The following is a 19,872-nucleotide window of genomic DNA, read 5'->3' as shown; positions in this document are numbered from 1 at the left end:
ATAGTATTCATGCAATCAAGCCATTTTGCTACTATTATTCTCAATTAATATCCGATCGACAGCGGACGGCAACCACACCCCTACTATTCGGCTCTCCCCACTGTCCCTCCTCCCTTAGCAAGATACATTGTTAGAGAACGAAATACACAAAAATTTACATCTATAATTTGTGTAGTGTTCCAAATCGCTCCTCACCAGCAGCGATACAGCCCTCGCCAAGACAGTAGGATAGAAAAAATATGTTTGAACGCTTTACAGAACAAGCCATTAAAGCAATCATGCTAGCCCAAGAGGAAGCGCGGCGCCTCGGTCACAATTTTGTAGGCACCGAGCAAATTCTTCTGGGACTCGTCGGCGAAGGCACTGGCATCGCTGCAAAAGTATTACTGGATATGGGCCTCAACTTGAAAGAGGCACGCAATGAAATCGAAAATATCATCGGTAGAGGTTCTGGGTTCCTCCCGCCGGAAATTCCTTTTACGCCCCGCGTCAAGCGCATTTTTGAGACGGCGCTTAACGAAGCGCGGCAGTTAGGCCACAATTACATCGGCACCGAGCATATCCTGCTGGGGCTGATTCAGGACGATGAAGGGGTGGCGGCGAAGGTGCTGCAAAACTTGGGGATCGATCGCCAGAGAGTCCGCACGCAGGTAATTCGTGCCGTGGGAGAAGTCGCGGCAGTACCCGGAGGTAGGGGAGATAGCGGCGATCGCAAAATCCCGACTTTAGAAGAATTTGGCACAAACCTGACCAAGTTAGCCGCAGCCGGCAAACTCGATCCCGTAGTGGGTCGCGAAAATGAAATTGAGCGCGTGATCCAAGTGCTAGGTCGCCGCACGAAGAACAATCCAGTGTTAGTAGGCGAACCAGGAGTCGGCAAAACCGCCCTCGCCGAAGGCCTAGCCCAGCGGATTGTTAATAGAAACGTCCCGGAAATTTTAGAAGACAAACAAGTAATCAGCCTCGATATGGGTTCGCTGATTGCTGGTACAAAGTTCCGCGGCGAATTTGAAGAACGCCTGACGAAAATCATGGCCGAAATTCGTGCTGCCGGCAACATCATTCTGGTAATCGATGAAATTCACACCTTAGTTGGTGCAGGCGCAATTCAAGGCAGCATGGACGCCTCCAATATGCTCAAACCCGCCCTTGCTAGAGGCGAATTGCAGTGTGTCGGCGCCACTACCTTGGACGAATATCGTAAGCACATCGAGCGCGACGCAGCCTTAGAACGCCGCTTCCAACCGATCAAAGTCGGTGAACCGAGCGTGGCTGAAACAATAGAAATATTGTACGGGTTGCGATCGGCCTACGAACAGCACCACAGACTGACAATTTCCGATGCAGCTATAGAAGCAGCGGCTACACTGTCAGACAGGTACATTAACGATCGGTTTTTGCCAGACAAGGCGATCGACTTAATTGACGAAGCAGGTTCCCGCGTCCACGTCTTGAACTCGCAAACCCCGCCCGAAGTTAAAGAACTCAAAAAACAACTTCCGGCTGTTAGCAAAGAAAAAGATGCTGCGGTACGCGAGCAAGACTTTGATAAAGCTGGCAAATTGCGCGATCGCGAATTAGAAATCGAAGCCGAAATCGCCGCAGCTACTATCAACAAAAGCCAGATCAGAATTTCTCCCATCGTCACCGAAGAAGACATCGCCCACATCGTGGCTAATTGGACGGGAGTACCGGTCAGCAAGCTGACAGAATCGGAATCGGAATTGCTGCTGCACATGGAAGATACTTTGCACCAGCGCTTGATTGGTCAAGAAGAAGCTGTCAGCGCAGTTTCTCGGGCTATCCGTCGCGCACGGGTAGGCTTGAAAAATCCCAATCGCCCGATCGCCAGTTTCATCTTTTCCGGCCCCACAGGCGTCGGCAAAACCGAACTTACAAAAGCCCTGGCAACTTATTTCTTCGGTTCCGAAGAAGCCATGATTCGGTTAGATATGTCCGAATTCATGGAACGCCACACGGTTTCTAAACTCATCGGTTCGCCTCCGGGTTACGTCGGCTACGACGAAGGTGGCCAACTAACAGAAGCAGTCCGGCGCCGTCCTTACACAGTCATCTTGTTCGACGAAATCGAAAAAGCTCACCCGGATGTCTTCAACATGATGCTGCAAATCTTGGAAGACGGGCGCTTGACCGATGCTAAAGGTCGGACAGTAGACTTTAAAAATACACTGCTGATCATGACCTCAAACATTGGTTCGCGAGTGATTGAAAAAGGCGGCGGCGGTCTCGGTTTCGAGTTTGCTGAAAGTGCAGCCGACGGTCAGTACAACCGGGTTCGCAGCTTGGTAAACGAAGAACTGAAACAGTTTTTCCGTCCCGAATTTATCAACCGCTTGGATGAGATTATCGTCTTCCGCCAGTTGAACAGGGAAGAAGTCAAGCAGATTGCGGACATCATGTTGCAGCAAGTCTTCAGCCGCTTAACCGAACAGGGTATTACTTTGTCGGTGACGGATCGGTTCAAGGACTTGTTAGTTACAGAAGGCTACAATCCCAGCTACGGTGCTCGACCTTTACGCCGCGCAATCATGCGGTTGTTAGAAGATGTACTGGCTGAGGAAATGCTCTCTGGGAAGCTCAAAGAAGGCCAAAAAGCGATCGTTGATGTGGATGAAAACGGTCAGGTTAAGGTAGTCCCCGATGGTTCATCTGAGCCGAAATTGCCCGAATTCGCATTGAGCCATTAATGCACTCTACAGACGGATAAATACTGTTAATTAAAAACCCGGTTTCTCTGAGAAACCGGGTTTTTAATTAAATAATACTGGTTAAAAAAAAGCAACTTAGGAATGAGAATTAAATAACTTCCACAAGTTTGTGGGATGGGCGTCCCGCCCGTCTTTTTTGGACGGGCGGGACGCCCATCCCACAATAACAATTAAAATTGTAAGTTATTTAATTCGCGATCCTTATCGCTGAATCTAATCCCAGGATTGCAATTGCCCAACCCAATGCTGCACAAAAGCAGAAATGCGATCGCGCCGCGTTTCAAAAGTAGCAGCAATCCAGATAAATACAATCCCACAAGCTAAACCAATCGCCCATTTAATCAGCGGATAATCGAAGATTAGAACCACCAACTGATAGAAAACATTGATTAAAAATACAGCCGTTCCCACAAACAAAAACGCCCGAACTCGCAACGCCAAACCCGCTGCAATCGCCACTAAACTAAAAGCTGCGGCAACTAAACCGTGGCTTTGCTGAGTCAAAAGAGGTATCCCGCAAATCAGCGCAGTTGCGAGCATTCGCAGATTGTGGCGCAGCGGTTTTTGTGCTGGTAATTTGAGAGTGCGATCAAACTGAGTAATATAAAGTAAAGAAAGCCCTAAAGGAGTAACATAAAACTCTGGCTGAGTAAATCCCATTTCCCCAAACCACCGCAGCATTATCCAGTCAATTATTGCCACACTCACATAGGTAAAACGGACTTCCTGCCTTTCCCAAGCTAGGAAAACATAGAAGGTGGCAGCTATCAGCAAGCTAATCGGATAAAACCTAGCCGGACTTTCCAAAATAGTAACTATTGGAATCAGCGAAGCAATTACCTGCCAAGGTTTTTTTGACCAACCCCAGTTGTCCCAAGGCAAAATGTAAATGAAATAAGCTAATAGAGAAGCGAGGGCAACTTTCCAAGGCCCCAGCGGCCCGGAAATATACTTAACTAAAGGCGTATTGATCCAGTAAAGCCGGATGCCAAAGGCTTCTAGCCAGCCCAAGTAAATCCAAATTTCTGCCCATTGGCGATCGAGATTATTTCGCCCTTGCAATAAAGGGTATTGAACTAATAAAGCACCAGTGACTAATCCTAAACTTAGGCCAGATTTAATATCATAGGCAGAAGCCCACATCAGCAGCAAACTGCTGAAAACCCAGTGCAGGTGAGCAAATATTTTTAACTCTGCATTAGTTAAATGTAAATAATTGCTGAGCCAAGGAGATAAAATGCGATAGATATATGTTAAAGTTGTGCCGAGAGTGGCGAGGACAATTAAGCCGTCGCCAAAAGCTCCTCCTGGTGTTTGAAAAAGTTGATAGAGTAGCGATTCGTAAGCAGCAACGGATACGCCAATTAATCCCAAATAAACCAAAGGTTTGAATTCTGGCTCCCGCCTACCAATGCCGATCGCAATTAAAGACGCACCCAACACAGTTAAACCAGTCCAATTCGCAAAAGTGTGCGATCGGAAAGTTAAACCCAACACCCCATAAACCAAAGGTATCAAATGAATGCTAGGTAAAATTGTTGGATCGGGGTGGCGGCGCCGCAACACATCACCCAATAATTGAGTAAACAATCCGAGAGCGATATTAGCAACTGCCAAATTAATCGTAGTGCGATCGACAAAACTCAAACCCACTGCTGTCAATAACTCCAAACTCCAAGCCAAGGCATAAATTGCCAGAGGGGAAAGTTGGCGTAAACTTCGGAAAATAATCGCAGCCATTATCACCAAAATAGCAGCCAAAACTTCAGTAGAGGGCGGGTAACTCAAGGTACTGCCTGCGTAGAGTTCATAGGAATAAAAAGTAAGAGTTGTTAACAGTAAGCCTGCGAGTAAGATTGCCCACCCATCTAAAGCTCGATCGTAAATTTCAGCTAATTGAGGAGGATCAGGTACACGGCTGGAAAAACGAACAATCATGCTGCGAAGCAACCACAAACACAAAAGTGCGATCGCCCCGGCAATTCCCCAATCCCAACCCGACACAAAACCTAATTGATCGATCGCCGCAGCTACGAAACTCAAGCCAAATCCCACTCCAATTGCAGCCGCTGGTAACTCGACTAAATAGTAAGTATTAACCAACATTAATCCGGCTGCCAAGCCCAAACCAATTAACCGATATCCCGGAAAAATAAAAATTAGAAATTGGGCAAATATTAGGGAGATTGTACTAAAGGTACTGGCAACTTGTTTGTGAGGACTCTCAGTATATTTAGCAACAGCAGTCAAAGCCAAAGGAGTCGCCAGCCAGAGCAAACTCCACTGAGGGCGATGAGTGGTAGTACCGGCACTCACATAATTTTGCAACAATATAAAGCTGAATCCTGCTAATACTAAGCCCAGATACCAAGAACTTTGGAACCATGCAGGATGCCAGCGAAAAAATGCCGAATTTTCTCGCGAATTAGCCGCTTTCATCCAGACAAAAAATACCCACTCAGCTACCATAAAAATCAATAATACTGCCGACCAAATATTGGGTGGCTGGTTGGGAAAAAATAAGTCAATTGCCGAAGCGATCGCCCCTAAACCCATAATGTGAGTTATGGGAATCAAAATTGCCGGATTTCCCTGTTGTTCAGCCGCCGAAGCAGACCTCGAAACTCGCCGCAAATTATCGGAAATGACGTATTTCCAAGTGCTCCAACCTAAAATTAAAGTAGAGACTAATAAATTGAGCGATCGCCAAAACGGATTGAAAAAACTAATAACAGTTAAAAAACTGCCCAAACCGAAAGCAAGGTTTTTACCAAAACTGGCAAGTTGAAACTTTCGCTTGCGGTAGAGCCACTGCGCCACACTTACCATTAAAATTAAATAAGGCAACAGCAGAACACCCCAAAAAGCCCAAGGAGTTTCCTGAGAGTTGGTAAACTGAGTTAAAAATGCCACAACTTGTGTTTTAATCCCTAAAGGAAGCACTCGCCAAAACAGCCAAATACTCTGAAGTCCCACCGCCTCCAGCATTAGCAAATCAAACTCTTGCCAAAACCGCACTAAACGGTTGTAAAAAAACCAAACAGCCAATCCGCTAACTGCGATCGCCTGTAGCGGAATGTCGCGAAAACAAACCAGCCATCCCAAACCCAAAAAACCAATTCCCGCTAATTGCCCGTTAAAAAAATTGCTGGGATTGGGCTGGTCGGATATATTGTTTTCAATAGTCCCAGATGCGACGGGTTGCTGCCAATCCAGCCATGCTAAAAGCACGCCACAAATCGCCAAAGCTAAACCCATTTCAGCGATATTTACATCCTTGACAAATATCGCTCGACCCAGTAAAATTCCTAACGAATAAGCTACTAAAGCCGCTTTTTTGTAAGTCAGAAAATCTCTGCTCAAACTGAAAGCAGCGGGGAATGTTTCAGTATTTTCCCCACGTTGGATAGATTGCAATCGTTGTTGCTGAACTTGATAAACTCTAGCAGCAGCAGTTCCGACTGTACCCAAATAAACCGCAGCCAGGGAAAAGCCTGCCAATGCCCACCCCCAGTGCAAATAACTCAATCCCAAGTGATTTAGGGCGATCGAACGAGTGATGTTTTTTCCTGAAAAGCTTTGATATTGATCTTTTATAATCCGGGCAGTTATCCAAGTCAAAAGGAGTGCTGCTGCGATTGCTACCGCCCAATCCCAAGGATACCGCCACAATCCAAAAGTATCCATTGCCCAAAAATTGATCGGCACTAGCAACAGCGTCACTTCTTGCAAAGTTTGAGCAGTTAAGTGCAAATTATGCTGTCTGTTTGCCCAACTGCTAATCGCCCAAAAAGTTAAAGTATAAGCTAATAAAACTCCATATTGTCCGGCGGCCGGAAATTTTTCCCACTGACTGGCAGCTAAGACTCCTGAGGAGACAACTACCATGAACACTCCTAAAAACAACAGCCACACCACGCTAATTTCGGCCATTAGCGAGTGCAAAATTTGAGCGATAAAATTAGGGGTTTGAGTAGTTTCTGTGGGCCTAGCAACGCTTTCTCTGCTGTTAGGTAAGGCTTTTTGCGTTGATAAGGCAGGTACTTTTGGCTCGGCAATAGGAGCTCGCGGGTTCTCAATTTCAGAAAGGTCTACAGCGGGCTCTCTGAGTGGGCAGACTAAATACTGTCGGCACAATTCCTCAACCTCAGCGGGCGAAAGTAAACCTAGTCGCAGCCACGCATCTAAACCTGTCAACAACTCAGGATGCGACGCTAAGACGCTCAATTCAATTTTGCTCGATCGATCTTTGGGAGACGACATTGGCTTAAACTTGTACTAAGTACCTTCAAGCTATAGCCTAGATTAATGTCGAGCGAACATAGCAACATTCCGCCATTGAAATTGGCACAATAAGTATTTATGACTAAATATCTGTTGCAGCCAGTGCCAACCGATAAAAAAATCCCGCTGATGGGCCTAAACCAGCGTACATCAGCGGTGAAAAACTTCAAATTAGGGCACCGTAGCGGTGTCCTTACCGATCGACATATTTCAACAAAGTGTCCACACTAGCATTGTGGTCTATGAAAGAAAACAAATGTTTGAAGAGGAGTTTTCCATCTGCACCCAAAACAAACTGAGCAGGCAAAGGAGCACCTAAAGCCTGACCGACTTGATAAGCCCGAAACACTTTACAGCCTGGATCAGAAAGCAGAGGCATTTTCAAGCCTAAATCTCTAACCACAATTTGGCTTTGGCGATCGTCGGTACTGGCAACCATCAATAATTCTATATTGCGATCGGCAAATTTTTCCCAGTTTTCATTCAAAGCTTTAATGTGAGGAAAACAAAAAGGGCAATATTGCTTTTCAGTAAAAATCCGCGTAAAAGCCAGAATTACCGGCTTATCGCCCCGATAATTCGACAGCCGCACCAATTTGCCATTATTAATATCCGGCAATTCAAAATCTGGTGTCATCTGTCCCAGGTTCAGAACATTAGTCGCCGGAACAGGCAATAAATTTTGGAAAAACCGCTCATTTAACAAGCCGCTAAAATTAGTAGAAGTCAGCATATTTCCTAATTGGGTAATTGCTAATTGCTAATTGGTAATTAAAAATCCGGTTAAATAAATGCCTCTGCGGGTAGGGACACGGCAGCGCCGTTTCCCTACAAATATAATGTGCTTAAACCGCAGCAAAGAATACCTTAGACTTGACCGGATCGGGAGTCATAGTTTTGTCACCGGGCTGCCAGCCGGCGGGACAAACTTCATCGGGGTGAGACTGGACGTGTTGGATAGCTTGCAGAGTACGGAGAGTTTCGTCCACGTTGCGGCCGAAGGCAAGATTGTTGATAGTAGAGTGTTGGATGATGCCTTCTTTGTCGATGATGAACAGACCTCTGAGGGCAACGCCTGCTTCTGGGTCGAGGACGTTGTAGTCTGAACTAATTGTTTTTTTGAGGTCAGCAACTAAGGGATAGTTGAGGTCGCCGACACCGCCTAATTTGCGGTCTGTTTGTATCCAAGCGAGGTGAGAGAATTCGCTGTCCACGGATACGCCGAGGATTTCGGTATCGATTTTCTTGAAGTCCTCGAAGCGATCGCTAAATGCTGTAATCTCAGTCGGGCACACAAAGGTGAAGTCCAAGGGGTAGAAGAACAGGACTACATACTTTTTGCCTTTATAGTCTGACAGTTTAACTGTCTTGAATTCCTGATCCACTACGGCTGTTGCTGCGAAATCGGGTGCAGCTTGACCAACCCGGAGGCATTCACTGGTCATAGATTTTGTTTCCTTTTTTACGAACTGTTACAAATATATCATACTCATAACGACTACAAGTATCTTCTCCATCAATCAAAAAAAAGACGCTCTCAAATTTGAGAGCGCAGTTTTTTTTATTAAATAATGGCTCAGGCGGGATTTGAACCTGCGACCTTGGGCTTATGAGTCCCCTGCGCTAACCACTGCGCCACTGAGCCCAATCTACTTCACGATTTACTATCGTAGCACGGTAGGACTAGCTATGTCTTGTTTTCAAGCAACACTATTTCTAATGACTTCCAGTAAAAGTTATGAGTTTTGGTAATCATTCAAAACCCATAACTTCTGACCAGTCGTTACCGAGAAGCGCTGGACGCATCGTCGGGCAGAACAGCCATTGGGTTGATAGCACCCTGTCCGGCGGGATGAATTTCAAAGTGCAAGTGCGGCCCGGTACTGAAGCCAGTGCTGCCCATTTCTGAAATCTGTTCCCCTTGAGCGACTCTCTGACCCTTTTGCACCAAAATTCGGCTGTTGTGGGCATAGACAGTCTCAGTGCCGTCAGGATGGGTAATTTCCACCAAATACCCGTAGCCGCCGTCGTTCCACTGAGCATAGGTAACCACCCCGTCTGATGCTGCCACAATTGGCGTGCCGATCGGCCCTGCAATATCAATTCCTTTGTGCATCCGTCCCCACCGCCAACCGTAGCCGGAAGTAAGAACGCCCTTCGACGGCCAAATAAACCCGTTAGCCGACTGTTGTTTGCCGTTAGGCAGATAAGTATCAGGGTTCGACAGCGGAGGCAGTTCCGGAGAAACCATGCGTCCCAAAGACGGGTTGCTCAGGGGGTCGTAACCCTCAGATCCCAAAGGAGCAGTTGCTACCATAGGCTGCTGCTGCTGAGGAGAGGTCGGCGTCAGGTTTATCGGTTCAAGTTCCGCTGCGCGAGAGGGGTCTAAACGCTCTTGCTGCTGCTTCTGAACCTGCTCAGACCAGGCTCTTGATGGCGGTCTGCTGATTTCATTCTGCACCGCCTCAGGATAGTCGGGGGTGTAGAGATATGGATTGACACTTGGCATTTCCTCAGACGGGTTGACCGAGGGCCCCTCAGTTGGAGCCAGGGAAACCGCATTGGCGCCGATCGAATTGCGCGAGGCACGATATTCCTCTCGCAGCCTGACAACTTCTGCCCTCAAGCGTTCGGAATAAGGGTTGAGAGCTTCTGCAGTGGGAATATCTTCCGAATTCGACTCTGGTAAAGCGCTAGTTGGAGCGACCTTTGAACCCTGAGCGCTAGTATTTGGCACGAAGCTGATCGGCTGCAGGTATTCTCCCGTAGCAGTTGCACTGGCTTGCTCAGACAGGGCACTGGTGTCAACTGCACCTGTAAATGTTGGTTCGCCTTGCAGATCCAGCTTCCGTGGATTGCTAATGGTTTGGGAAACTTGAGTCAGCGGAATGCTGTTAATTTGGGGAACCATCGGCGCTGAAATATTGTTCAGACCTTCCAGGTTCTCCAGGGGAGACACAACAGGCACTGTGGGTGCGGGTGCTGCAACGCCAGCACCGGCTATTTCCGAGGTAGACGAGCTGGGGTTCAAAGATGCCGGAACCGAACTCGCCCCCCAGCCAGATGTAGAGTTGGAGGCAGAATAAGAGGCTGCCGCCTGCACCCCTTGATTTTTAAACCCAACTTGGGGAATTTTGAGCCGTTGATTGACATTCAGCAAGTTGGGGTTGCCGAGCTTGTTGACGGAGATCAGCTCTGTAGGCGATACGCCGTGACCTTTGGCGATCGCATCTACCGTATCTCCCGGACGCACGCTGTAGAGAACCTCAGCCGGCGTGGCGGTACTTCCCGCAGGGGGGACTTGCACAGCCGAGGGCAAACTGGGTGTTGCCAAAGACTGTTCAATTGACTCGAGTGCTTGATCGGGCGATGCTTCTTGACCGACCCCGGCATTGGGAATTACAGGTGTGGCACCGAGGTCAGGAATAGTTGTGCCAGTTGCATATCCAGGGGAGGCCAGCGTCGGTGCTGACTCCGGCAAAGATGCCGCGGGTGTAGATAAATTTTCTCCCCCCTCCGAGCCGAACATTGTTCGACGCGATTCTGTGGTGCGGTTTTCCTGTTTTTTTAAACTGTCGATCGCCCCGTCTGCATTCGGGATGTCGATCGAACTTTCTTCCGGTACCGTCGTGACCAGCGGGGTCGCTGCGGTTGATGGCAGCGCTGTCATCGCTGCACTATCCCATGGCTCGGAGCCAGTCAGATTTAACTCTTGTTCCGGATTGACCGTCGCTGCGCGCTCTAGCGAAGCCGATGTGCTATGGCCGGCGTTCTGTTGTGGTGTGGCTTCCGTCGCAGTCGGAATTCTGAGCTCTTGGCCCACTTGGAGTATGGTATCGGGTTCGATGTCGTTGGCAGTTGCTAGTACCAACGGTTCAACTTCATAATCCCGAGAAAGCTCCCAAAGGCTTTGCCCCTCCTGTACCTTAACCGCCACCGGCTCAGAAGGTGATCCGGGCTGTTGGACCCTGGAACCGTCAACTTGTGCGGATGTAGCGGGCCCATTGGCCGATACTGGCTGTACTTCAGCGGTGGATTCGGATGTCGGTGCGAGTTCAGACGCCCGAGCGCTGTCTCCATTTCTCGGTAGCAGGATGCCAGAAGCACCTACCGATATTGCCAGCCCGATCGTGGCGAGAGAGCGAACCCTGCCTGTGCTGAGCGTTGTCTGTTTGGATGGTTCCGCAGAACCGTCTCTGTCGATTTCACTAGCCTGAACAGGCTTAATTTGGGGATATGTTCGTTTCAAAAAAACGACCTCCTACTGAGAAGCGCTAACTGTCCTTGGAAACACTCAAGGGGATCGCATGACGCTGAATTTAAATCAACAAGCAAAAATATTCTGATTGTTGACAGCTATCATGCTTAGGCCAGATTACCTTGCTTTTTAAATTTAGACAAGCTCAAACCGTCAGAAATTTTGAAATTCTCGGTCAAACCTGCTTCAATTAACCCCAAAAGCCTTACACCGCAATAGTTGGAACGAATACATAAAATCTTCGTTCCCGTAAGGCTCTGAACTCTTACCTATTATCCGACTTTATGCTAATTTCCGGACAGGCTACAACCGTATATTTACTAGATATAGTGTTCAGAGCCAAGCTGGTGTTCGCTAACGCCCTAAATCGCTAATATTCTTTATTGTTTGTTGCTGAATCCTCTTGCGAGTAATTTGGTGTTGCTGATAACAATCTGTTTTTGAAGGAATAAAATATATTAATGTCGGCTATCTAGATTTTCCCCGCTTTGATACAAATTTCTTATATTTAAAAGAAGATTTGGCAGCCTCCGGCAGCTATTAAATATCTATATATTTATGTGTTGATAATGATTTATCCCAGCTCCCCCAACTGTCGTTTAGCCTCAAATAAACCCACAGCGGCGCTGACGGAGAGGTTCAAACTCCTGACTCCCGGCTGGCTCATCGGAATAAAAACTGTGGCGTCGCAGGCATCCAAGACGAATTTGGGAATGCCTACAGTTTCCGAGCCAAACATCAGCCAGTCGCTGGGCTGAAATTGGAATTCGGCGTAATTGCATCGCCCGCCAGTGCTGAATCCGATCGATCGTCCCCCGCGCTGCTCCCGATAGACCAGAAAAGCCGCTATGTCTTCGTGGCAGTGGAGAGTGACGTAGGGCCAGTAATCTAAGCCGGCGCGTTTTAGGTAGCGATCGCTAATTTCAAACCCCAGCGGGCCGACTAAATGCAGTTCGGTGCCTGTAGCAGCGCAAGTGCGGGCGATATTGCCAGTATTCGGGGGGATTTGCGGGTGAATTAAGACAAGTTGGGGCATGAAGCTAATTAAAACCGTAAAATACAGCTCTTGGGAAATTTCTAAAATGACCCAAAGGTAGATATACCTTATAGCTTTTATTTATAACCTTTGTCGAACTCCATTGATTAAATATTCTGATTTGTTTTTGGGAGTCGCTCTGCAACTTTTTCCCGGCAGGTTCAAGCTATTTGTATTTGCTGAGTACGCATAGCCAGGGGGCTAGTGAAAGCCCCCGTTATCATAACGGCGGGAACTTCAGGCAACTAACTGGGCGCACAAGTTGTCTTCAAGCTCCCATTCTTGGTGAGCCATCCCCTGAATCCCTTGCAGGATAATACTGCGGGTGTCCGAACCGCCCTCGTGTAGCTTCAACCACTGCTGGGCCGTGTTGCCTTCCCGAAGAATCTTTTTGAGTGGGGAGAGAAAGCAACTAAAACCACGTTTTTTGGCGAAAGGCCACACTTCGCGGTAAATTTCCTCAATCCAATCTCGTGCCAAAATAGTTCTGCCGTCTTGCCAGTGCGTGAGTTCGGCATCCAAACTTTGCCGGGATGCAGCAATTTCGTTGGCATCTGTGAGAGCAACTAAGTCTTGGTTGCGGGTGGCCGCAGGCAAGGTGCTGAGTTCTAAGGGGTCTAAGCTGGGGTCTTCCATCATCTGCCAAATGCGAGCTTCTAGTAAGGCAGTGATGGCTAACAAAGCCAGAGGATTGACTTCGAGGTCGCAAATTCTCAGTTCGAGGCGGTTGAGACAGTAGGGGCGGCGATCGCCATTGGGTCGCACTGCAGACCACAAATGGCGGACGTTTTGCATAGTACCGAGTTCTAGCTGTTCTTCAGTCCACTGAATGTAATGCTTGTGACTTTCAAACAGGGGGACGATGGCGGGAGTTTTGGGAAACAAACCCCACCGAGTGGAATGATAGCCCGTTACTTCGCCGTCGAGGAAGGGGGAAGAGGCGCTCAAGGCAAGGTATAGCGGTGCTTCGACGCGGGCGAGGCGGATGGCGCGCATCAGCATTTCTGGTTGGGAGATGCCGATGTTGATGTGAATGCTGGCGGTGACGACTTTGGTGCCGTAGGTTTGCTCGATGTAGGTGTGGTAGGGGTTGTTGGGATCGGATCTGTAAAATCGATCGCTCCCTCCCAGAGACAGGGTACTTCCTGGCAGCAAGGTATAGTCGCCCAATTGTTTTAAATACTCGCGCAGCCGGACTCGGGGCTTGACTAAGGCGCACAACAGGCGATCGTAGCTGCACAGCGGGGCGGTTGTGTACTCCACATTGCGGCTATCAGGCTCCCGGACAAATCCCTCTAGATCGGCAACTATGCGATCGGAGAGACCGACAACCTCACCTTCGGGAGTGCCGGTATACATTTCTACTTCAAAGCCTTTTGATAGCAGCACGTTTATTCCTCAGCTAAGTTGAGTGCTACTTTCTAGTATCCCAAAAATTGACCTGTTCATACTATCTTCCACGGAGCAGAGTTGAAATTTTTCGCCACGGGTACTGAAACCGGGTTTTTCGGCGCCAGCAAGTTTGAGCGTTTGTTTCCTAGTTGGGAGCCTGCCAGGACAAATAATGCCATCGCAAAGAGTTTCCGGGGGGGTTTTAGAGTCAAAAAGGCTGTTTGTTCGATCGCGGGTTTGTTTCATTGGGCATTCGTGGCGATCGAACTTATGGTGAAGAGAACTCACCCCTCCCTGCCTCATGCCGAAGTGAGAAAGCACTGGCTGCTGCCTTCTGCCTTTCTTTCTTCTAGCTTCTTCATTCTCCCGTTTTTCTTCTTTCCTCTTCCTTCTTCCCTCTTCCTTCTTCCTTCTTCCTTCTTCCCTCGACATCTGTTTTCTGCCTTGAGGGGGATAGCCGCAGATAGATATTGGGTGCGATTCTAAAAGAGGGCTCTGCAATATTTTTGAGCTATAATATTAACCCCTAAAAATCCCTGTGAAAGAGCAAGAAAGAACCCCTCCCACTTTTTGGAATATGCTAAGCAATTTAGCCTTAGTCCGGTTTTTGCTTTTATTTGCTTCCGGTTGGGCTGGACTGCAACTTTTAGCTTACTTTGAAACAGCAGTTGCGGTTTTTACGATTGCTGCACTCGTGGCTTTTTTGCTCAACTATCCGGTGCGAACTCTCCAGAGATTTTTACCGCGAAGTTTAGCTGTCGCCTTCGTTGTCTTGCTCACCATTTTAGTTTTTGGCGGTCTCACCGTCACCGTAGGCGTCACTCTTTTATCTCAAGGACAGCAATTAATTGACAGCATGACTGAATTTTTGAATGCTCTGGCGCCTCTGTCGGAGCGCATCGAAGCATTCCTGCGCGCGAGAAACCTGCAAGTTAACCTGCGAGTTATTGAGGAACAACTGCGAAATCAAGCTTTGGCTGGAGTTGTATCGAGTATTGCTTTTTTACAAGTATTTTTAACCAATTTATTGAATTTAATATTAATTATGGTCGTGGCTTCTTTCATGTTACTTGATGGAGAGAGGCTGTGGGTGTTGGTTCTCAAATTTATACCCCGACACCTGCACAGGCGTTTAAGTGTAACAATAGAGAAAAACTTTTTAGGATTTTTTCAGGCACAAATCCTGTTAATGTTATTTTTGACAACAGCAAGTTTTTTAATTTTTCTGCTATTAGATGTTAAATTTCCCTTGATTTTAGCCTTTATTATCGGATTGTTTGATTTAGTTCCAGGGATCGGAGCGACGCTGGGGATTAGCTTAGTTTGTTTTATTGTATTGTCTCAAAATGTGTGGCTATCTTTAAAAGTATTGGCAGCTTGCATTGTTTTGCAGCAAATTCAAGACAACTTTATTCATCCGAGACTGATGCAAAATTCCCTTAACCTCAATCCGGTAGTGGTATTTTTTGCACTATTAGTGGGAGCGAGAGCAGCAGGACTTTTAGGTATATTTCTGGCGATCCCGCTAGCGGGAGTGATAGTTAGCTGGTTTGACATTGAAGAAATGCAAGCCGAAGGTTAATTAATACAGCCCTCCTATTTTATATCCAATCCGGTTGAAAAAGTCGGTCTTAACTTGCGACTATAAGTCCCAGGCTTCAAAAACTATTATCTGCCCAACTAGAAAATAAAAGTAAAGAGAAAAAAGCAATATATGGTACAGCTTACTGCGTAAAATCAATGAATAAATTGCAAGTCAGTAGGAAATCTTTCTTCTTCTGGTTCTGGATCATAAATGTAATCGCAGTCAAAGTGCAGAGCTTGAGAGTGGCGACTGATAGAAAATCCGCAATTACTTACCATTTCTGTAGTAAAAGTTGCCATGACTAACTCAATGAGCTTTCTGTAAGAAATGTTAGGCAGTTGAACGTAATAGGTGCGTCTGGCAAAAAAGATTCTCTCATCTTTCGGTAGAATTATGCCATTAATTCTGTGTGCGTGTTGAATCGGCTTGATATAGGTTTCAATAAACTGCGACTGATTTTTTTGCAGTCTCGCTAATCTTTCGTGTTGCAACCAGCTCATTTGAAACACAATTTTAATAAATTCAAAGCCCAAAATGTAGTTAAAAACATTATTGCGTTCTTCTGTACTCAAAACGAAGCGGAGTGCAGATTCTAAATATTGGTCGGTTTCTCGGCGCGATTGTTGAGCTGAGTGGATATAAAATTGTTTGATGTAGCTTCTTAAATCTGATTCGTTTAATTGTTTTTTGACTCGGAATCTGATTAAATACTCTTTGACTCGGTGTAGAGTATCTACATCTTCAAACATTTTTGAGACTAAACCGTCGGCTGTATAGTCATCTAAGAATTCTGCTTGCAAGTCGGGAGTAGAGGCGCACAATATGTAGCAGAGGGACAAGACATAGCGCCGCTGGTTCCACGGCAAGCTTTGGGCCCAATCTTTAACTTCTGCAGGGAGTTTTTGGAGCACGGTATCTGTGTGGGGGAGTTGAGCAAGGTCGGCATATTTATGTTTTTGTTTAATCATTGCCTGAAACCTTATATTAGTAAGTAGACAGAGTAGTAGATCGCAGATGATGGGAGGGGGGAGTTGCGACGGAGGGTTGCCAGTTATTCTGTCTTATTTTATTGCCATCTATCTAAATATAGATTCTGTAGGGAACAGCGGGGGTGATCTGTCTCACAGTTTTGCTAATTTTAAATCACAAATGCTAGCTCTTCGCATCACATTTGGGGGCGGCGAGTGTCACGGATAAAACTTATTCACGTCACCGGAGCAACAGCGGGTTTCGTTGAGGATTAAGTCGGCTGATTCATAAGTTTTTGTTAGTAATGATTACTGAGATAAATCATGAACTTGACTACAAGTATTTTCCCGGAAAATCAGTGCCAAGACTTAACTTTTCGCGATCGCCCGCCTCGTCGAACCCGTGCGACAGTAAGTTGATAACATTGCCGTGGGAGATCCGCTAGTAGCTCGGTGGTTGTGCCAAATTATACCCCCACGGTGTTATTTTGAGAGAGATATCCAGCTATGGGGACACCATCTTTTCTACCTACCGCCTATGTGCAAGCTGAATTCTGTGTATGAGGAATTAGTGGGGTTGCGTTGTCGATTGCTTTCGTATTTGGCTGACGTATAGGGGGAAGATGTAACGCCGTACTGCTGATTGAGGGGTGTCATACCTCGATCGCCCGTTGATATGAATTGTGTACGGGGTGCGCGAACCTGCTAGTTGTTTGATAGCTAATTAAAGCCATAATCGTTCATAATACCAGTGGATGCCTGTACATAGGAGCGGGCATCCATCGTCGCGGTTAAGTCAAAAATAACATCAAACGGTAGCAGCAAAAACAATAACTATAAAAAAAATTTAACAAGCTACTTTTGCTCAGGGAAGTGAATATGTTTAACGCAACTGAACTGCTGATTAACGCTTTCGTTAATCGGCTGATTGAAGGCTACCGCCACACCTACGGCGGGTTCAAATCTGACTATGCTGAGATTATTGCTTGGGTAGGGACTATGGCTTTGGAAAATATTGCTAATAGCGATGCTCTTTATCACAATGTGGAACACACTATTTTAGTGACATTGGTGGGACAGGAGATTCTGCGCGGCAAGCACATCCGCGAGGGTGGTGTTTTATGTGAACATTGGCTGCATTTCCACATTGCTTTGCTGTGTCACGATATCGGGTATGTGAAGGGGGTTTGTCGGCAAGATCGAAGTGATTTGCGACAGTATGCAACCGGGATAGAGGATTTGCACGTGAACCTACCTCCGGGGGCGACGGATGCTAGTTTGACGCCTTATCATGTCGATCGCGCAAAAATGTTTATTGACGAGCGTTTTGGCGGTCACAAACTGATTGATGCTGAGCTGGTTAAGCGTAATATTGAGCTGACTCGTTTCCCAGTTCCTGTGGATGAAGATTATCAAGATACTGCTAATTATCCGGGTTTGGTTCGGGCTGCCGATTTAATCGGCCAGTTGAGTGATCCACGATATTTGCAAAAGATTACTGCGCTGTTTTATGAGTTTGAGGAGACTGGGCAGAATCGGGTTTTGGGCTATCAGAATCCGGGGGAGTTGCGGGATGGTTATCCGAAGTTTTATTGGAATGTGGTTTATCGGTATGTGAAGGATGCGATCGGCTATTTGGAACTGACGCAGCAGGGGAAACAAGTTGTTGCTAATTTGAGCGCGAATGTTTTTCGGGTGGAGCATTCTCAGGTTCCAGAGTCGGCGGTGGCTGTAGTTAGCTAGGGTTGGGGTGGATGTTGGGCGACGTTATTTTTTGGGATAAGTAGGTCACTCTAATTAAACGTAAAATGCTCTTTTTTTAGAGCGCCGTAGCACTTAAAGAAGTCGTGATTCTGGGTATTCTGTTTTTTTACCGGGGCTTATTTAAATCTGAACTTCCCCCGGCAAATATACTTACACAGGCTCAAAAGCCTCTCAGCCCAAAGGTTTCAATTGTTGAGTAAAAAATTGTGTACCCATGTAGATGATTGATATCTGTTTGTGATCCGCAATTATATTGACTCTACAACAATTGAGCGCGATCGCCTGCGTCAGCTATTGCTTATAAATGGGTACAAATTTTCAGATCAACATTTGTATCCTTTGTGGAGTAAGAGTTTTAGGACTGTTAGTACATTTGTATGGGGGAACTTCAGTTTAATGGCCTCACTGAAAATCTGCGCGTCACAGGAAGAGTCGCCTGATTTTTTGCGGGGAAAGCGGCAGGCGAAAATGGAGGCTATCCAACGCTTGCAAGCAGTAGGCTTGACCGATGAGCAAATTGCGAAAGGCTTGGATATGACGCTAGAAGAGATTCAACAAGTCGATTTGAAAGAATAGAAGATAGAGCAAAGGCTAATGGCTGATGGATTCCCCGGCTCAAGCTTGGATAGATCATCCGATATCCAGTTTTTGCAACTCGCCCACCCCGGAGAGTTGCGGAACACGCGATATAGCTCTTAATTCCAACAGGCCTAACCGATTTTCCCACTGGGTTAAAATAATAGGTAAGTCATTTTAAAAGATATTGGCCATGACATTCATTAACCCCAAAACCGATTTTGCCTTCAAAAAAATATTCGGCTCCAACGAAAGCAAACCCATTTTAATCAGCTTTCTCAATGCCATGATTTATGATGGCAACCCCACCATCGCCGATCTAGAAATTATCGACCCGTATTTAGCATCAAGAGTTCCGTATCTCAAAGACTCGTACCTGGATGTCAAAGCCAGGCTTGCAGGAGGCGCAACTGTAATTATCGAAATGCAAGTTTTAAATGTAGCATCTTTTGCGAAACGGGTGGTTTACAATGCTGCGAAAACTTACTCCACTCAACTGATTCGCGGTCAAGGTTATTTTAAGTTAAAACCAGTAATTGCTTTGACAATTACTGATTTTGAAATGTTTGACAATGACCCGGAAGTAATTTCTCATTTTGTGTTCAAGGAGAAAAAGCGTTTATTTGATTATCTCGATCCAGAGATTGAACTGATATTTATCGAATTGCCAAAATTCGATAAACAATTGGATGAGTTAGAAACTTTGACTGACAAGTGGATTTATTTTATGAAAAATGCTCCCAGCTTGGAAATAGTGCCTTCAACAATGGAAACAGTATCGGAAATACAGCAAGCCTTTGCGATTGCCAATGAAACTAATTTGAATCCAGAGGAGTTGGCAGATTTAGAAGAACGCGAAATGTTTATTCTCGATCAGCAGGGTGTCTTGCTCAAGGGAATTGAAAAAGGGATTGCACAAGGCAGAGAACAAGGCATCGCAGAAGGTAGAGAAGAAGGCAGAGAAGAAGGACTCGCGCTAGGAATGAGAGAAAAAGCTCTAGAAATTGCTAAGCAACTTCTCAATGTCCTTGACAATCAAACCATTAGTCAAACTACTGGTTTGAGCGTTGAAGATATCCAAAACTTGCGGGAGGAATGAAAGGAAGGGAAAAAGTGCGATCGCACAATTACTCTACCTGTTCTCGCTACCAGGCTGAGCCTGGTAGCGCGGGTTTGTGAGGCTCTGCCTCTTTGATTGAGAATTATGCTAAATATTAATTCTCATCCATCTAATGCTTAAGGATGAGTCTGCCCTCTGTCTAAAGGCAGATTTCATTAAA

Annotated in this window: 14 protein-coding genes and 1 tRNA gene; 6 read left to right on the top strand and 9 right to left on the bottom strand. The window is 46.4% G+C overall.

Going from position 1 to position 19,872, the window contains the following annotated elements; translation table 11 throughout:
* Positions 1-239: 239 nt before the first annotated feature.
* Complete coding sequence (locus D0A37_RS26270) at positions 240-2,708, top strand: ATP-dependent Clp protease ATP-binding subunit (protein ID WP_242718933.1); 2,469 nt, start codon at positions 240-242, stop codon at positions 2,706-2,708.
* A gap of 234 nt (positions 2,709-2,942) precedes the next feature.
* On the opposite strand, the gene D0A37_RS26265 is transcribed toward D0A37_RS26270, so the two are convergent.
* From D0A37_RS26265 to D0A37_RS26230, 8 genes are all read right to left on the bottom strand, one after another.
* Entirely contained in the window at positions 2,943-6,992 is a 4,050-nt protein-coding gene (locus D0A37_RS26265; protein ID WP_242718931.1) for a hypothetical protein, read from the bottom strand.
* A 214-nt stretch (positions 6,993-7,206) separates the two neighbouring features.
* Positions 7,207-7,746: a peroxiredoxin family protein gene (locus D0A37_RS26260; protein ID WP_242718929.1), complete on the bottom strand. Its 540-nt coding sequence runs from the start codon at positions 7,744-7,746 to the stop codon at positions 7,207-7,209.
* Positions 7,747-7,858: 112 nt separating this feature from the next.
* Positions 7,859-8,458 (bottom strand): peroxiredoxin, encoded by a 600-nt coding sequence (locus D0A37_RS26255; RefSeq protein ID WP_006631731.1) that lies wholly within the window; start codon positions 8,456-8,458, stop codon positions 7,859-7,861.
* 127 nt (positions 8,459-8,585) lie between these two features.
* Positions 8,586-8,658 (bottom strand) — tRNA-Met (locus tag D0A37_RS26250).
* Positions 8,659-8,796: 138 nt separating this feature from the next.
* Positions 8,797-11,262 carry a peptidoglycan DD-metalloendopeptidase family protein gene (locus tag D0A37_RS26245; protein ID WP_242718927.1) on the bottom strand — a complete coding sequence of 822 codons (2,466 nt, stop codon included), beginning with the start codon at positions 11,260-11,262 and terminating at the stop codon, positions 8,797-8,799.
* A 583-nt stretch (positions 11,263-11,845) separates the two neighbouring features.
* Entirely contained in the window at positions 11,846-12,307 is a 462-nt protein-coding gene (locus D0A37_RS26240; protein ID WP_242718924.1) for a tRNA (cytidine(34)-2'-O)-methyltransferase, read from the bottom strand.
* Positions 12,308-12,544: 237 nt separating this feature from the next.
* Positions 12,545-13,696, bottom strand: a complete 1,152-nt coding sequence (gshA, locus tag D0A37_RS26235) for a glutamate--cysteine ligase (RefSeq protein WP_242718922.1) — start codon at positions 13,694-13,696, stop codon at positions 12,545-12,547.
* Between the two features lie 9 nt (positions 13,697-13,705).
* Positions 13,706-14,200, bottom strand: coding sequence for a hypothetical protein (locus tag D0A37_RS26230; protein WP_242718920.1), 495 nt, complete (start codon positions 14,198-14,200; stop codon positions 13,706-13,708).
* 37 nt (positions 14,201-14,237) lie between these two features.
* Between D0A37_RS26230 and D0A37_RS26225 the strand changes: the two genes are divergently transcribed.
* The gene (locus tag D0A37_RS26225; protein ID WP_242718918.1) at positions 14,238-15,281 is read left to right on the top strand and encodes an AI-2E family transporter; all 1,044 of its coding nucleotides are present in this window, start codon (positions 14,238-14,240) and stop codon (positions 15,279-15,281) included.
* Between the two features lie 155 nt (positions 15,282-15,436).
* Here D0A37_RS26225 and D0A37_RS26220 read toward each other — a convergent pair whose 3' ends face one another.
* Positions 15,437-16,252, bottom strand: coding sequence for a cobyrinic acid a,c-diamide synthase (locus tag D0A37_RS26220; RefSeq protein ID WP_242718916.1), 816 nt, complete (start codon positions 16,250-16,252; stop codon positions 15,437-15,439).
* A 430-nt stretch (positions 16,253-16,682) separates the two neighbouring features.
* Between D0A37_RS26220 and D0A37_RS26215 the strand changes: the two genes are divergently transcribed.
* The 4 genes from D0A37_RS26215 to D0A37_RS26200 all read left to right on the top strand — a co-directional run bounded on the left by D0A37_RS26215 (position 16,683) and on the right by D0A37_RS26200 (position 19,691).
* Positions 16,683-16,868, top strand: a complete 186-nt coding sequence (locus tag D0A37_RS26215) for a Mo-dependent nitrogenase C-terminal domain-containing protein (protein WP_242718914.1) — start codon at positions 16,683-16,685, stop codon at positions 16,866-16,868.
* Positions 16,869-17,131: 263 nt separating this feature from the next.
* Entirely contained in the window at positions 17,132-17,995 is an 864-nt protein-coding gene (locus D0A37_RS26210; protein WP_242718912.1) for an Npun_R2479 family HD domain-containing metalloprotein, read from the top strand.
* 417 nt (positions 17,996-18,412) lie between these two features.
* Entirely contained in the window at positions 18,413-18,592 is a 180-nt protein-coding gene (locus D0A37_RS26205) for a hypothetical protein (RefSeq protein ID WP_242718910.1), read from the top strand.
* 193 nt (positions 18,593-18,785) lie between these two features.
* Positions 18,786-19,691 (top strand): Rpn family recombination-promoting nuclease/putative transposase, encoded by a 906-nt coding sequence (locus tag D0A37_RS26200; RefSeq protein WP_242718908.1) that lies wholly within the window; start codon positions 18,786-18,788, stop codon positions 19,689-19,691.
* Positions 19,692-19,872: the final 181 nt, after the last annotated feature.

The organism is Microcoleus vaginatus HSN003 (assembly GCF_022701255.1).
GTDB lineage: Bacteria > Cyanobacteriota > Cyanobacteriia > Cyanobacteriales > Microcoleaceae > Microcoleus > Microcoleus vaginatus_B.
Note: the sequence above shows the minus strand (reverse complement) of the source record. Positions and strands in the feature narration are given on the sequence as shown.